The sequence below is a fragment of the Alcanivorax sp. genome (assembly GCF_017794965.1).
Taxonomy (GTDB): domain Bacteria; phylum Pseudomonadota; class Gammaproteobacteria; order Pseudomonadales; family Alcanivoracaceae; genus Alcanivorax.
On sequence record NZ_CP051240.1, the window covers coordinates 2059868 to 2074826 of the forward strand.

17 protein-coding genes are annotated in these 14959 nt (G+C 59.1%); 1 reads left to right on the forward strand and 16 read right to left on the reverse strand.

Annotated elements, in window-relative coordinates:
* Positions 1–332: 332 nt before the first annotated feature.
* The 14 genes from rmuC to HF945_RS09210 all read right to left on the reverse strand — a co-directional run bounded on the left by rmuC (position 333) and on the right by HF945_RS09210 (position 12327).
* Positions 333–1646, reverse strand: a complete 1314-nt coding sequence (gene rmuC / locus HF945_RS09145; protein WP_290522307.1) for a DNA recombination protein RmuC — start codon at positions 1644–1646, stop codon at positions 333–335.
* On the reverse strand, positions 1643–2434 hold the full coding sequence (locus HF945_RS09150) for a TatD family hydrolase (protein WP_290522308.1): 792 nt from the start codon (positions 2432–2434) through the stop codon (positions 1643–1645). The genes rmuC and HF945_RS09150 overlap by 4 nt, the downstream gene beginning before the upstream one ends.
* A 202-nt stretch (positions 2435–2636) precedes the next feature.
* Positions 2637–2984, reverse strand: coding sequence for a PilZ domain-containing protein (locus tag HF945_RS09155; RefSeq protein ID WP_290522309.1), 348 nt, complete (start codon positions 2982–2984; stop codon positions 2637–2639).
* Between the two features lie 77 nt (positions 2985–3061).
* Complete coding sequence (locus HF945_RS09160; protein WP_290522310.1) at positions 3062–4060, reverse strand: DNA polymerase III subunit delta'; 999 nt, start codon at positions 4058–4060, stop codon at positions 3062–3064.
* Positions 4051–4677: a dTMP kinase gene (gene tmk, locus HF945_RS09165; RefSeq protein WP_290522311.1), complete on the reverse strand. Its 627-nt coding sequence runs from the start codon at positions 4675–4677 to the stop codon at positions 4051–4053. The genes HF945_RS09160 and tmk overlap by 10 nt, the downstream gene beginning before the upstream one ends.
* Positions 4674–5732 carry an endolytic transglycosylase MltG gene (gene mltG / locus HF945_RS09170; RefSeq protein WP_290522312.1) on the reverse strand — a complete coding sequence of 353 codons (1059 nt, stop codon included), beginning with the start codon at positions 5730–5732 and terminating at the stop codon, positions 4674–4676. Before mltG ends, tmk begins: the two co-directional genes overlap by 4 nt.
* A 179-nt stretch (positions 5733–5911) precedes the next feature.
* A complete protein-coding gene (pabC, locus tag HF945_RS09175; RefSeq protein ID WP_290522313.1) occupies positions 5912–6727 on the reverse strand; it encodes an aminodeoxychorismate lyase in 816 nt (271 codons plus the stop codon).
* A gap of 20 nt (positions 6728–6747) precedes the next feature.
* On the reverse strand, positions 6748–7986 hold the full coding sequence (fabF, locus tag HF945_RS09180) for a beta-ketoacyl-ACP synthase II (protein WP_290522314.1): 1239 nt from the start codon (positions 7984–7986) through the stop codon (positions 6748–6750).
* 215 nt (positions 7987–8201) lie between these two features.
* Positions 8202–8435, reverse strand: coding sequence for an acyl carrier protein (acpP, locus tag HF945_RS09185; RefSeq protein ID WP_035233967.1), 234 nt, complete (start codon positions 8433–8435; stop codon positions 8202–8204).
* 187 nt (positions 8436–8622) lie between these two features.
* Positions 8623–9354 carry a 3-oxoacyl-ACP reductase FabG gene (gene fabG, locus HF945_RS09190; protein WP_290522315.1) on the reverse strand — a complete coding sequence of 244 codons (732 nt, stop codon included), beginning with the start codon at positions 9352–9354 and terminating at the stop codon, positions 8623–8625.
* A gap of 23 nt (positions 9355–9377) precedes the next feature.
* Positions 9378–10304 carry an ACP S-malonyltransferase gene (gene fabD, locus HF945_RS09195; RefSeq protein ID WP_290522316.1) on the reverse strand — a complete coding sequence of 309 codons (927 nt, stop codon included), beginning with the start codon at positions 10302–10304 and terminating at the stop codon, positions 9378–9380.
* An 82-nt stretch (positions 10305–10386) separates the two neighbouring features.
* On the reverse strand, positions 10387–11418 hold the full coding sequence (gene plsX / locus HF945_RS09200) for a phosphate acyltransferase PlsX (protein WP_290522317.1): 1032 nt from the start codon (positions 11416–11418) through the stop codon (positions 10387–10389).
* A 168-nt stretch (positions 11419–11586) separates the two neighbouring features.
* Positions 11587–11778, reverse strand: a complete 192-nt coding sequence (rpmF, locus tag HF945_RS09205; protein WP_022984168.1) for a 50S ribosomal protein L32 — start codon at positions 11776–11778, stop codon at positions 11587–11589.
* Positions 11779–11811: 33 nt separating this feature from the next.
* The gene (locus tag HF945_RS09210; protein WP_290522318.1) at positions 11812–12327 is read right to left on the reverse strand and encodes a YceD family protein; all 516 of its coding nucleotides are present in this window, start codon (positions 12325–12327) and stop codon (positions 11812–11814) included.
* Between the two features lie 221 nt (positions 12328–12548).
* On the opposite strand from HF945_RS09210, the gene HF945_RS09215 reads away from it, so the two are divergent.
* Positions 12549–13139: a nucleoside triphosphate pyrophosphatase gene (locus HF945_RS09215; protein WP_290522319.1), complete on the forward strand. Its 591-nt coding sequence runs from the start codon at positions 12549–12551 to the stop codon at positions 13137–13139.
* Positions 13140–13278: 139 nt separating this feature from the next.
* Here HF945_RS09215 and sppA read toward each other — a convergent pair whose 3' ends face one another.
* On the reverse strand, positions 13279–14259 hold the full coding sequence (gene sppA / locus HF945_RS09220; protein WP_290522320.1) for a signal peptide peptidase SppA: 981 nt from the start codon (positions 14257–14259) through the stop codon (positions 13279–13281).
* Positions 14260–14937, reverse strand: coding sequence for an HAD-IA family hydrolase (locus tag HF945_RS09225; protein ID WP_290522321.1), 678 nt, complete (start codon positions 14935–14937; stop codon positions 14260–14262).
* Positions 14938–14959: the final 22 nt, after the last annotated feature.

Here is a 14959-nt window from a genome sequence, read left to right on the forward strand (position 1 = left end):
CATTTGCGCTGAATCTTGTTCGACAGACCAGCCGGTCACTCAGGACAAAACGGCAAATCACAAGGAAAGACCACCGCCAGCGGACGCTGACCGACATCAAAAATTCATCGCGCATTAGCGGAAAGGGTCGATGTGAAGAATGGCCCGGTCTTGGTCCAGCGCGGAGGTCGCTAGATGCATGACGCCTGACGAGAACATGGCAACATTGGGTTTCATCGTACGCCTGTGCCTCCCCCACCTGATTTAGGGATAACGGGTCAGGCCAACGCTGATTTGTTCACCATTGGGGCTTTAAGGGGCACAGCCGCCCGGAACCGGGCGGCCGGAGGGGATCAGGACGAGGGCTCGTCCTCATCGGCGCGGGGCAACGCCCGGCGCGCCTTGGCACCCAGATCGATCAACTGGTTGGCCTGCCGTAACAGGTTACCGCGCCCTTGGGTAAGGCGGTTATGGGTGGTTTCCCAAGCACTGTGAGCCTTGTCCAGCTTGTCACCCAGGTCGCCGAGCGATTCATCAATGAGTGAAACCTGGTCACAGATTTTCCCTGCACGATCGGCAATATCCAGTGCGTTGCGGTTCTGGTACTCATACCGCCAGATATTCTGAATGGTCCGCAGGGTCACCAGTAGCGTGGTGGGGCTCACCAGCACGATATTGCGGGCAAAAGCATCGGTATAAAGGCTCGAGTCCTGCTCCATGGCCACCATGAAAGCGCCCTCGATGGGGATGAACAACAGTACAAAATCCAGGCTCTGGATACCCTCAAGGCCACTGTAGTCCTTGATATCCAGCCCCTTGATATGACTTCTCAGAGAAGCCAGATGCTCGCGCAGCGCCTGTTCCCGCTCTTCCTGGGTTGTGGCCGAAGACAGGCGCTCATAGGCCAGCAGGGACACCTTGGCATCCACCACCACATCCTTGTTTTCTGGCAAACGCACAATCGCATCCGGCAGCCGCCGTTGGCCGCTTTCGTCCTTGAAACTCACCTGGGTTTCATACTCCCGCCCGCGGGTCAGCCCGGAAGACTCCAGCACCCGCTCAAGGATCATCTCGCCCCAGTTGCCCTGGGTCTTGACCTGGCCCTTGAGAGCATCTGTAAGGTTTTTGGCATCCTCATGCATCTGCTGGTTGAGCCCCTTGAGCTGACTCAACTGCTCCATCAGGGTCGCCTGGGTTCGCGTCTCATCACTGTGGATCTGGTCCACCCGGCGACGAAAATCGGTGAGCTGTTCACGGAAAGGCTTCAGCACACCATCCAGCCCCTGATGCTGCTGCTCCTGCAACTGCTTGCTGCGCTGCTCGAAGATCTTCGCTGACAGATTCTCGAACTCCTGCTTGAGTAGCTCCCGGCTTTTCTCGGCAAAGGCCAGCTTCTCTTCCTGCCCCGCCAAACGCTCTTCCATGCGCGCTTTCTCTGCCGACAGTTGCCGGGCATGGCTTTCAGCCTCCCGCAGCTGGCGGCTTGCCACCTCCAGCTGATCCCGCAGCAACGGCAACTGGGCCAGTGGCTCGCGTAGCTGGTGCTTTTCTTCCTGCCATTGCATGGCGAGCTGCCCTTGCCGGCGGCGCTCCAGCAGCCATACCAAAAATGCCGCCAGGACAGCGCCGCCAACCGCGGCCAGAGCAGGTATCAGGTAAGGGTTCATCGTTGCGCCTTGTTGAACAGGGTGAAGAAATTATCGGCGGTGATGCTGGCCAGTTCTTCGACACTGACGCCCTTCAGTTCCGCCACACATTCCGCCACATTGGCCACAAAGCGCGGCTCGTTGGGCTTGCCTCGAAAGGGCACCGGGGCCAGCCAGGGAGCGTCCGTTTCGATCAACAGTTTTTCCATGGGCAGGGCCTTGACCGTATCGCGCAGGGATTGCGCATTGCGGAAGGTGACGATGCCGGAAATGGAAATATAAAAACCCAGCTCGATGGCCTGCTGGGCCATATCCAGATCTTCAGTGAAACAGTGCAAAACACCCTTCACATCTCCCCCACCATGCTCGCGGAGCAGATTGAGGGTATCGTCCTTGGCACCCCGCGTATGTACTACCAGGGGCAATCCGGTTTGCCGTGCTGCCTCGATATGGGCAATAAAATAACGCTTCTGCCATTCCCGCTCTTCCTTGGCATAGAAGTAGTCCAGCCCGGTTTCGCCGATGGCAATCACCTTGGGATGCGCCGCCCTTTCCAGCAGCTCCGCCACAGAAGGCTCACGGGATTCCTTGTAGAGCGGATGCACCCCAACGCTGGCAAACACCTGCGGGTACTGCTCAGCCAGCGCCTGCACATCCGGAAAGGTTTCCAGATCCACGCCGATACACAACATGTGGCTGACACCCGCCTCTTCCGTCGCCGCCATCATGGCCGAAAAATCCCCGCCATGAGCCTCCAGATTAAGACGATCAAGGTGACAGTGAGAATCCACAAAAGTGGCAGCAGACATGGGGTGCTCCGAAGTTTCTGACGGCGGGGATTGTAACAGATCCGCATCACGCAACACGCCTCACGCAACAACACGGATCAGGGTTTAGCTGCTTTTAAACGCATGAGGCCGCGCCCTGGTTGCGGGCGCGGCCTCATGCATTGTCAATTAGATACACACTCTTTCCGCGTTGTTGCGTGTTGCGTGAAGCGTGTTGCGTCTCTCACATCGTATGCGTCGGACGATCCGATTCCAGTGAACCGGCCAGATGGTTTTCAATGGTCACGCGGGCAGTGTCATCCTGGTCGGAGAACTGTACGCCGATACCGGCACTGCGGTTACCCTGGGCGCCTCTCGGGGTAATCCACACCACCTTGCCCGCCACCGGGATCTTGTCCACCTCGTCCATGATGTTCAGCAGCAGGAAGATTTCCTCACCCAGCTTGTACTGCTTCTCAGTGGGGATAAACAACCCGCCGTTGGTGATGAAAGGCATGTACGCCGAGTACAGCACCGCCTTGTCCTTGATGGACAGGGAAAGAATCCCGCTACGTCCGCCGGGCATCTTCATAGGGGTTTTCCTCGTGGTCGTTGTGGTCTGCCGGGCCGCAGCCGATACGACTTTATTATTAATAACTTTCAAGAAGATTAGTGGCCCACAGGCGCAGCGTCAACGCCTGTCAGCACCAGCAGCCACTGCTCGTAGAGCAGCTCCTTGTTGGGGTTGGCACCGGACAACAGCGCTCGCCGTCCTTCCAGTACCCGTTGGGCAGCTCGCAGCAGACGGGCGGCAGGTGCTGCCGCCGCCAGTCGTGCCAGCAGCGGCGCCAGCTGGGGATCAGCACTGGCTTCACCGGAGACGGACTGCTTGAGACTTCGCCCGAGCCAGCCGTAGATCACCGTGGCCATCTCGATGGGATCATGCTTTGCCAGCACCGATGACGCCTGGGCAGAAGACTGACGTCCCTCTGCCACAGACACCAGGGTCTCTAGCAGTCGCGAACGTTCAGCAAACCAGTCGGCCTGCTCCAGCGCCAGCGCCTGTAGCGGCGCCCCGTGGGCAGCGTCCAGCAAGGAGGCCGGGTCGCTGGCCTGGCCCTGCAACCACTCCAGCGACTGTTCCCGTGCCGGCAGCGGCAAGGCGCGCTGCTGGCAACGGCTGCGAATGGTGGGCAATAGCAAGGTGGGCTGGTCACTGATCAACATCAACAGGGTCTTGCTCCCCGGCTCTTCCAGGGTTTTCAGCAAGGCATTCTGGGCATTGCGGTTGAGCGCTTCCGCCGGCGCCACAATGGCAATACGGTATCCGTCATACTGCGCGGTACGGGTGGCAAAGCTGACCAGTTGGCGGACCTGATCGATTTTGATGACCTTGCTGCCCTCTTCCGGGCTCAGGCGATGGTAATCGGGGTGGGTCCCTGCCGTGCTCAGCTGACAGCCCTGGCATTTCCCGCAGGGGAAGTCGCTGCCACTGTCGCAAAGCAGGGTCTGGGCCAACGACTCGGCCAGACGCAACTTCCCGATCCCTCTGGGGCCACTGATCAGCAGCGCATGGGGCAAGCGCTCCTGGCGGTGCTGGTCCAGCAGACGGGCCAGTTCGTCCTGATGCCAAGGGAGAGGCACCTGCACCGGGGCGGTTACTGCCATGCCAGCATCTCCTCTACCAACGGACCCAGCTGGTCGCGCACACGCTCCAGAGACTGTGCGGCATCCAGCACCCGAAAACGCTCTGGCTGCTGGCCAGCCCGCTCAAGATAGCACTGCCGTATGCGCTCGAAGAACACCCTGTCCTCCTGCTCGATACGGTCCAGCGCTGCGCGCTTGCCTGCCCGGGCCATGCCCTCGTCCACAGGCACATCAAAGAGGATAGTCATGTCCGGCTGATTAGCGGCCACCACCAGGGTTTCCAGTGCCGCGATAGCATCACGATCCAGGCCGCGACCTGCGCCTTGATAAGCCCAGGTAGCATCCACGAACCGGTCACACAGCACCCACTCACCCCGCGCCAGAGCCGGGCGGATCTTTTCAGCCAGATGCTGAGCCCGGGCCGCAAACACCAGCAACAACTCGGTATTGTCCGCCATGGCTTCATCACCGGGTGCCAGCAGCACCTCACGGATGGATTCTGCCAACGGCGTACCGCCGGGCTCCCGGGTCATCAGTACGGTCTTGCCCGCCGCTCGCAGTCGCTCGGCAAGCCAGGCCATGTTACTGCTCTTGCCCGCCCCTTCTCCCCCTTCCAGGGTAATGAAGTAACCGCTCATTGGGCCGCTCCCGGCGAAGAGCGGTAGCCGTCACGACGCCTCAACTGGTAGTCCCTTACCGCTTTCTGGTGTTCGGCCAGGGTGCGGGAAAAATAATGGCTGCCGTCGCCTCTGGCCACGAAGTACAAGGCCTCGGTGCTTTGCGGATTCACCGCGGCAAGTATCGCTTCCCTGCCCGGCATGGCGATGGGGGTGGGTGGCATGCCGAAAATCGTGTAAGTGTTGTAGGGCGTGTGGCGACGCAGGTCCGAACGACGAATGTTGCCATCGTACTTTTCGCCCATGCCATAAATCACCGTGGGATCGGTCTGCAGGCGCATGCCCTTGCGTAACCGGTTAACAAACACGCCGGCGATCTCGCCACGCTCTTCCGGTACCCCGGTTTCCTTTTCCACAATGGAAGCCATGATCAAGGCGTCGTAGGGATCATCGTAGGGCAGATCATCTGCGCGCTGGGCCCAGGCGTTATCCAGCACTTCCTGCTGTCTGGCCATGGCGCGCTGAAGCAGGGTGAGATCACTGGTACCCCGGGTATAGAAATAGGTTTCCGGGGCAAACCAGCCTTCCGGATGCCGATCCGGATGTCCCAGCTTTTCCATGATTTCCTGGTCAGAAAAGCCCTCAAGGGTATGGGTCACCGTTTCCAGGGCGGCCAGACGGGCGCGCAATTCGCGGAAGTTCCAGCCTTCCACCAACGTCACACTGCGCTGCAATACCTCACCACGGTCCATCTTCTCCAGAAGGGCAAGCAGGGAGTCGCCCTCCTCCAGCTGATACTCGCCCACATGCAGGCGGCCATCCATGCCTGTGAAGCTGCTGTACAGGCGCGCACCCAGACGGCGCAAGGTGGCATTGTGGTCATTGCCCAGCAAACCGTCTCGCTGCAGGTTGTAGAGCACCCGGCTCAGACCGGCTCCCTTCTCGACCACCACTACCTGGGGTTCGCTCACGCCCAGGGGGCGATGGAGGTAACTGGTCACCCAGGCACCAGCCAGGGGAATAGCGGCTACCAGCAGGAGTACCAGCAGACCAAAGACTCGTATTTTTTTTCGCATAGCGGAATTGTAGGGCCTGTTAACAGGAAAGCCACCGGGAATGTTGGTGTTCCTGGAAGATCAACATGAAATCAAGACGCACGCCACTGGCCAGCACTGCAGTCATACAGATCGGGCGCACGCAATAAACTGAAAGCAGGGGTGCCGGATCTTGTCAGCGCGCAACCCGGCAAAGCGGATCAGGCTTCAAACAGTGAATCCACTCTGGCCTGCAGGGCCAGCACCGCATCCGGCACCGGCCACTGCCATTGCGCCAGTTTACGCACCGGGAGCAAACCGACAACACTGTTGACCAGAAACAGTCCACGGGCATGGCGAAGCTGTGACAGTGGTAACAGATCGCTCTGTACACTCTCTCCGCGCAGGACCAGATCCTCTATCAACCACTGCCGCATAACGCCCGCCACGCCCGCGTTGGCGGCAGACAGATCCGGGGTCCACCAACCGCTGTCAAACCTGGCAAACAGATTCATGGCGGTGGCCTCCAGTGGCTCACGGCGGGATGACAGCAACAAACCTTCCTGCCAGCCCTGGCGGGCTACTTCGGTCCGGGCCTGAACCTGTGCAAGGCGATTGAGGTGTTTGAGGCCAGCAAAAGGATCCCGCTGCAGCGGTTGGGAACACAGCCCCATGACAATCCCGTCGCGACGGTCCTGTTCTGACCAGACGGGTAATTGGCCGGTCTGCCACAACAGCGCCGGTTGCGCATCCGCAGGCGGCAGATAGCCCCTGCCGCCCACGCCCCGAGTGAGCATCAGCTTGATCAGCCCGGGCCCCTGAAGCTGCACCCGGGCCTGCGCCAGTGCCTGCTCCAGCTGCGCTGCATCCGGCGCCGGGATTCCCAGCGTCCGGGCCCCGGCGACAAGGCGCTGCTGATGCCAGGTCCACAGCGGAATGCGGCCATCAGCGGCCACACGCAGTGTTTCGAACAAGCCGTCACCGTAGGCCAGGCCCCGGTCACGGCTGTCGATCATGGCAGGATGACAGCGGTTCATTGCTGGCCCCCTGGCACGTGTCAGACCTTCTTGAACAGCAGGGACCCGTTGGTGCCACCAAACCCGAAGGAGTTGGACAGCGCGTAGTGGATCTCGCGCTGCTGGGCCTCATTCGCCACCAGGTTCAGATCGCAGCCCTCATCCGGGTTGTGCAGATTGATGGTCGGCGGTGCAATGGAATCGCGCATGGCAAGGATGGACAAGATTGCCTCAACGGCACCGGCAGCCCCCAGTAGATGGCCGATCATGGATTTGGTGGAGCTCATGCACAGGCTGTTGGCATGATCACCAAACAGGGTTTTCACCGCCGCCACTTCGGCCAGATCGCCCATCTGGGTGGAGGTACCGTGGGCATTGATGTAATCCACCTTTTCCGGTGCTACGCCAGCGTTCTGCAGGGCATTGCGCATGGCACGCATGGCGCCGTCGCCCCCCTCGGCTGGCGCGGTGATGTGATAGGCATCATCACTCATGCCATAGCCCGCCAGCTCGGCATAGATGGTCGCGCCACGGGCCTTGGCGTGCTCGTATTCTTCCAGAACCACAGCACCGGCACCGTCGGCCAGCACAAAGCCGTCCCGGTCCTTGTCCCAGGGGCGACTGGCCCCCTGGGGATCATCGTTTCGGGTGGACAGCGCGCGGGCAGCAGAGAAGCCGCCCAGACCCAGCGGGGTGGAGCCTTTCTCGGCACCACCGGCCACCATCACGTCAGCCTGCCCCAGCTGGATCTGCTGAGCCGCAAAACCGATATTGTGAGTGCCCGTGGTGCAAGCCGTGACCGTGGCGAAGTTCGGCCCCTTCATGCCGTACATGATGGCCAGATTACCGGCAATCATGTTGATGATGGTCCCGGGCACGAAGAACGGACTCAACTTGCGCGGGCTGCTGTTAAGCATCTTGATGTGGTTGTCTTCGATGTTGGTCAAACCACCGATACCGGAGCCAATGGCTGCGCCCACCCGTTCCGCATCTTCCTTGTCCATATCCAGGCCACTGTCACGCACCGCCTGGATGGCAGCAATCAGGCCATACTGGATAAAGATATCCATCTTTCGAGCATCTTTTGGCGACAGATACTCAGAGATATCGAATTCAGGCACGAGGCCGGCAAAGCGGGTGGCAAAAGGTTCGGTATCGAAATGTTCGATGGTACGGATACCACTCTTGCCTGCCTTGATGCCTTCCCAAGTGGAAGCCACATCAGCACCCAGCGGGGTCAGCATACCCATCCCTGTGATAACAACTCGCCGTAATGTCACCCGAATTCCTCCAGTACGTTCAGATGTGGAGCATTAAACTCTATGGAATGCGACAAGATTACTACAAAGCTGCAGTGATCACGCCGCGATTATGTAAGAGGCTATTATGATCTGTGCCAATCAGCCCAGAGTGAAGGCTACCTGAAAACCGGCCACAAAAAAGCCGCAAGTTCGAGGAACCTGCGGCCCTTTTGTGGTGCTCAGCAGCTAACGGATTAGCTGTGGGCTTTGATGTAGTCTACAGCGGACTGAACGGTGCTGATCTTCTCAGCTTCTTCGTCCGGAATCTCAGTCTCGAATTCTTCCTCGAGCGCCATTACCAGCTCAACGGTGTCCAGGGAGTCTGCACCCAGATCTTCAACGAAGGACGCTTCAGATTTTACGTCTTCCGGCTTAACACCCAGTTGTTCCACGATGATTTTTTGTACGCGTTCTTCGATGCTGCTCATGATCCTATAACTCTCCTGATTGATGGTGTGCTAGCACCTGTCAGCGGCTATTCTAGGTGAACGCCGTTTGCGCTTGCAAGCGAACTGACCCGGTGCGATTCCTTCAAGTTTTTCCAAATATTTTTCTCTGTAAAAACAGCACCTTATACTGCCCCACAGAGAGCCACTCTCGTGCCCACTTTTGGGCCTAGCCGGTAAACATGCCACCGTTGACGTGCAAAGTGGTGCCGGTAACGTAGCCGCCACCGTCGCTGGCAAGCCAGGCGACAGCACTGGCAATTTCTTCCGGTTGGCCCAGACGGCCCAACGGAATACCCGACAGCAGAGATTCTTTCTGGGCGTCGGGCAACGCATCGGTCATGTCGGTCTGGATAAAGCCCGGCGCCACCGAATTCACGGTGATATTGCGCGACCCCAGCTCACGGGCCAGGGCACGGGTAAAGCCTTCCACCCCGCCCTTGGCAGCCGCATAGTTGGCTTGCCCCGCATTGCCCATGGTGCCTACCACGGAACTGATATTGATAATCCTGCCCCAGCGCGCCTTGGTCATGCCTTTCAGGCAGCCCTTGCTGACACGGTAGAGCGAATTGAGGTTGGTGTTGATCACATCTTCCCACTCATCATCCTTCATACGCAGCATGATGTTGTCGCGGGTAATGCCGGCGTTATTCACCAGCACCAGCGGCGCGCCGTGCTCATCGGCGATGCTTTTCAGGGTTTCCGTCACGGATTCCTTGTCCGTCACGTTGAGCACCTTGCCCGCGCCATTGGCGCCCAGAGCTTCACCGATGGCGGCTGCGCCGTTTTCGGAGGTGGCAGTTCCCACCACAAAAAAGCCATCCTCGATCAGTTTATTGGCAATGGCCCGGCCAATGCCGCGGCTGGCACCAGTAACCAATGCCACTTTCTTGTCTGACATCCTGTTTTCTCCTGACAGAAGCGTTACAGCCCCAGCGCCTTGTCGAACGCATCGCCGCTTTCCAGCGGGTTGGCTGCTATCTCGCGATCAATCCGTTTGATCAGTCCACTCAGCACCTTGCCGGGACCGCATTCATAGACAGTACTGACACCCTCAGCGCCCAGCGCCTGAATGGTTTCCACCCAGCGCACCGGGGAATAAAGCTGGCGCACCAGCGCATCCCGAATCTTTTCCGGGGCGGTCTCTGCCACCACATCCACATTGTTGAGGACCGGCATTTCAGCCGCGTGGAAATTGGTGGCATTAAGGGTTTCCGCCAGCTGCTCGGCGGCGGGCTTCATCAATGCGCAGTGAGACGGCACGCTCACCGGCAGCGGCATGGCACGCTTGGCCCCCGCCTCCTTACAGGCCGCAATGGCACGCTCTACCGCCTCTGCGGCACCGGCAATTACCACCTGCCCAGGGGCATTGAAGTTCACGGCTTCGACCACCGCACCCTCTGCCGCCTTGTCACAGGCGGCTCGCACCTGGTCGTCGTCCAGGCCCAGTACCGCCGCCATCTTGCCTTCGCCTTCGGCCACTGCCTGCTGCATCAGCTGGCCACGGGTGCGAACCAGACGCACCGCATCACCCAGATTGATCACACCAGCACAACTCAGTGCGGTGTACTCGCCAAGACTGTGACCGGCCAGAAAATGCGGGCGCGGGCCTCCGCTCTGCTCCCACAGTCGCCACAACGCCACGCCGGCAGTCAGCAACAAAGGCTGGGTGTTTTCTGTCTGGTTCATCAATTCCTGCGGACCGTCCTGACACATTGCCCAGAGGTCCAGATCCAGCGCACCAGACGCTTCCTGAAAAGTCTGCTTCACCGCTGGGCGGTCAGCAAAGTCAGCCAGCATTCCCAGTGACTGGGACCCCTGGCCGGGAAAAATAAAGGCGGTTTTGGACATCTCTAATCCTCTTTTCAAGCGCCGCAGTATGCCCGTTTTGCAATCCGCTGTCCGGGCAAGGCTGCAACAAAGTATTGCCGCATCAGGCCCGGGTAGCGTCGCTCGCGTCTGCCGGGGCCAACGCATCCCGAATCAGGTCGGGCACATTCCGGCGCGCTTCCAGCTCGGCCACTTCCAGTGCACTGATAAAGCCTTCCACACTGGTCCCCCCGTGACTCTTCACCACTACACCCTTGAGGCCCACCAGACTGGCGCCGTTATAGCGGTCCGGATCCATGCGTTTCTTCAAGCCGGCCAACACCGGCAGCGCCATCAGGCCACTGAGTTTGCGAAGCCAGGAGGCGCCAATTTCTTCACGGATCATGTTGCCAATCATCTTGGCCACACCTTCCATGGTCTTCAGCGACACATTGCCTACGAAGCCGTCACAGACCACCACATCCGCTTCACCGGCAAAAATACCATTGCCTTCCACGAACCCTACGTAGTTCATGTCAGGCGCCTGGCGCAGCAGGGATGCGGCTTCCTTGATCTGCTCGTTGCCCTTGATGTCTTCCTCGCCGATGTTGAGCAAGGCAACACGGGGGTGGCGCTCACCATCCACAGCTCTCACCAGCGCCTGCCCCATCAGGGCGAACTGCAACAGGTGCGCGGGCTCGGAATCCACATTGGCGCCCAGATCGAGCATGTGGCAATGGCCGGTGGCAGTGGGAATGGCGGTACAGATAGCGGGGCGGTCCACCCCCGGGAGCGTCTTGAGAACAAAACGACTTACCGCCATCAGGGCACCGGTATTACCGGCGCTGACCGCTGCCTGCGCCTTGCCCTCTTTCACCTGATTGACCGCCACCCGCATGGACGAATCCTTCTTCTGGCGCATGGCGACAGCAACCGGGTCATCCATCGCAACCACCTCAGAAGCGGGCTGCACGGTAATTCTGGCGTGATCCTTGAGACCCTGTTTACTCAGGGCCTCCGCCAGCGGCTCAGGCTGGCCGACAAGAATGATGTTGAGATGATCATGGCGGGAAAGCATCTTCGCCACGGCAGGCACGGTAACCGACAGACCGTGGTCTCCCCCCATGGCATCAACCGCCAACGTCACAACCGACATGGGCTGCTTCCTTTATATGCGATTATCGAGGCCGACATTCTGACAAAAAATGCAACGCGGTACAGGTTCCCTTGTATCCGCTTACAAAAAATCCTCCCGGAGGAGGATTTCTGAGGCCATACTGGCCAAAACAAAACGGGAGCCTGAGCTCCCGTTTGCTTGAAGATCTTACTCTTCGTCGTCAGTCTCAACCTGACGAATCACCTGACGGCCACGGTACATGCCGTCCGGAGAAATGTGGTGACGACGATGCACTTCACCTGTGTTGGTATCTTCAGTCAGCGCGGAAGAAGTCAGCGCATCGTGGGAACGGCGCATGCCGCGCTTGGAACGGGTTTTACGGTTCTGTTGAACAGCCATTTCGAGCTCCTCGGGCGTTAAATCAGCCTGAATTTACTTGCCTTGACCCTTTAACTGGGCCAGCACGGCAAAAGGATTATCCGCGTTTTCCTGTTTCTCAGGTTCACCGCTGTCATGCGGTAAAGCTGTCGGGCAAGGGTCATGCAGTGCCACCAATGGCATTGCCAGCAACAATTCCTCTTCGAGCAAATCGGTGAGAACCATGGGTTCATCATCAATCAGCCAGGGGTCCAGTCGCTCCGGCAGCGCCTTTGCCTGATCCTCATTCCAGACAAGCGCCACATCAATCGTGGCTCTGACGTCATAAGTCACCGGCTCCAGGCAGCGCTGACATGGCAGCACCAGTGTCGTGCTGACCTCGCCCTCAATACGCCGATGCCCCTCTTCGTCACGGCCGAACACCAGCGATATGACTACCGGCTGGTCCAGACTGTCCTTGTATTCCTGCAGGCGTGGCAGGTCGCGGACAGTGAGCTGGCCTTCAACGACGCGACCCTGATCCGCGTATTTGCGGGGGTCGAGGAACTGTGGCAGTTGCCCTGAAAACATAAGCGCGCAATTCTAGGGCTGAGACGCCCTTCTGTCAAAGTTAATGTAAGCGGCTAACCATTTGAGGAATAAAGACTTTTTCCAAAACAGCAAAAACTCTTCAGGATTCCTGGGTGTTTTTTGCCCGGCGAGTGGCATTTTACCCCAATTCCACCCCTGAAAACCTTCTTCCGGCAAGCGAAAATCTCTACACTCTGCCCGCTCAGACCGGAGACAGAATCATGACCGCTACCCCCGCCCTGTTACTCGCCTCGTCCTCACCGTTCCGCCGTGAACTGCTGGGCAAGCTGCACCTTGAGTTCAGCCACCAGAGCCCGGACATTGATGAAGCCCGCCATGAGGGGGAAACGCCAACCAATCTGGTGATGCGCCTGGCGCAACAAAAAGCCGCCGCCCTGGCAGAGCAACATCCCGACACCCTGATCATCGGCTCCGACCAGGTAGCGGTGCTGGGAGACCAGGTACTCGGCAAGCCCGGCACCCGGGAGAAAGCCATCGAACAGCTGAGCGCTGCCAGCGGCCAGCGAGTCACCTTCCTCACCGGTCTGTGTCTGCTCAACACCACCACTGGCCGCACCCAGGTGGCCTGCGAGCCCTTCAATGTCCAGTTTCGCACCCTGAAACAGCAACAGATCAAGCGTTACGTAGATCTGGAACAGCCACTCAACTGTGCCGGCAGTTTCAAGTCCGAGGGATTGGGCATTGTCCTGTTCAAGGCCCTGGAAGGCCGCGACCCCAACAGCCTGATCGGCCTGCCGTTGATTGTGCTCACCGAGTTTCTGGCGGCGGAGGGGGTTCAGCTGCCGCTATAGCCGTGAGCCGTGAGCCGTGAGCCGTGAGCTTTCAGAATGGTGATGCGACCAGACTAAAGCGGGATCCTTAAAAGCAAAAACCCGGTGCCCCGGGTTTTTGCTTTTCCTCGTAGCTGAAAGCTCATAGCTCGCAGCTGCTTCACCGAATACTCGGCACCGCGCCTTCAAGTCCGATCTGACTGGCAATGCCCTCACCGATGGAAACACCGAAGTTACGCAGGAATTCTTCCATCGGCGAGCGGCTGGCACTGTAATTCACCAGCTCATCAATACCTGCCACATCCCGGGCCACATCCCCGGGGCTCTTCAGGCCATCAACCAGCCCCATGGTGGCGGCTCGCTCGCCGGTCCAGAACAGGCCGGAGAAGACATCCGGGTTCTCCTCCTCCTTGAGGCGGTCACCACGCCCGTTACGCACCGCGGTGATGAACTGCTGGTGAATTTCGTTAAGCATGGTCTCCATGTGCCGGCGATCCGAGGGGCGGATGGGTGAGAACGGATCCATGATGGACTTGTTGTCCCCGGCGGTGAGCACCCGGCGCTCCACGCCCAGTTTGTCGGCTGCTTCTTCAAGGCCGAAACTGGCCATGATCACCCCGATAGACCCCACAATACTGGCCGGATCCGCATAGATCTCGTCAGCGGCGGAGGCAATATAATAGGCCCCTGATGCGCCCACATCGGTAATGGCCGCATACACTTTCTTGTCCGGGTATTCGTTACGCAACCGCGTGATGGCGTTATACACTTGGTTGGATTGTACCGGTGAACCGCCCGGGCTATTGATCTTCAGCAGCACCGCCTTGCTGTTTTCAGCCTCGAAGGCACGGGTCAGGCCAGTGACGATCAGGTCCGCGCTGGCATCCTGGTCAGGAGCGATCACCCCATTCACCTCGACCACCGCCACATGATCCTCGGCCACGGCCAGGCTGGAAGACGAGCGCCCTCCCGCCATCATCATGCTGAGCAGGGCAAACAGATAGACAAAGGTGAGTATCTTGAAAAAGATGCCCCATCGGCGGGACTTGCGGTGCTCATCCTGGGCCTGGCCCAGCAACTTCTCGATCAGCTTCCACTCTTTATCGCTCGCAGGGCGCTGTGCGGGACTCTGGTTTTCCATCTACGGTTTCTCCATGACCAAATCATCCGCTGCCAATAACGGTAGCAAGTCGTTCAATTTATCAATCACCGCCAAGGGTTCACAAGGCAGCAGCCGCTCCACCGGATGGGCCCCGTAGCTGACAGCCACTCTGTCCACCCCGGCATTGCGCGCCATCTCCAGATCAAAGGTGGTATCCCCTACCACGATCGCCCGCTCGGCCGGCACCGCCATTTCCTCCAGTAACTCCAGCACCATATGTGGCTCGGGCTTGGAGCGACTCTCATCCGCACAACGGGAGGAATGGAAATAGCGATCCAATCCGGTATTCCCCCATACCCGCTGCAGCCCCTTGCGGCTTTTACCGGTAGCAACAGCCAGCTTCAGTTCCTGTTCGCGCAACAGGGTGAGCACATCCTCCGCCCCAGGATAAAGGGCACTGGGGGTGCTTTCTGCCTCGACAAAGTGAAAGGCATAGCGGTCACGCATGCGTTCGATATCCGCCGCATTCAATACCGGATATAGGGTCGCAATCGCTTCAGGCAACCCCAAACCGATAATGTCACGCACCGTCTGATCAGGAAGTGAGGGCAGCGCCAGATCTTCGGCGGCCAGATGCATGCAGCTGACAATGCGACCCGTGGAATCCATCACCGTGCCATCCCAGTCGAAAATCACCAGGTCATATTTCAGGGTCATCGTGAGCTTCCAGATAACTGCA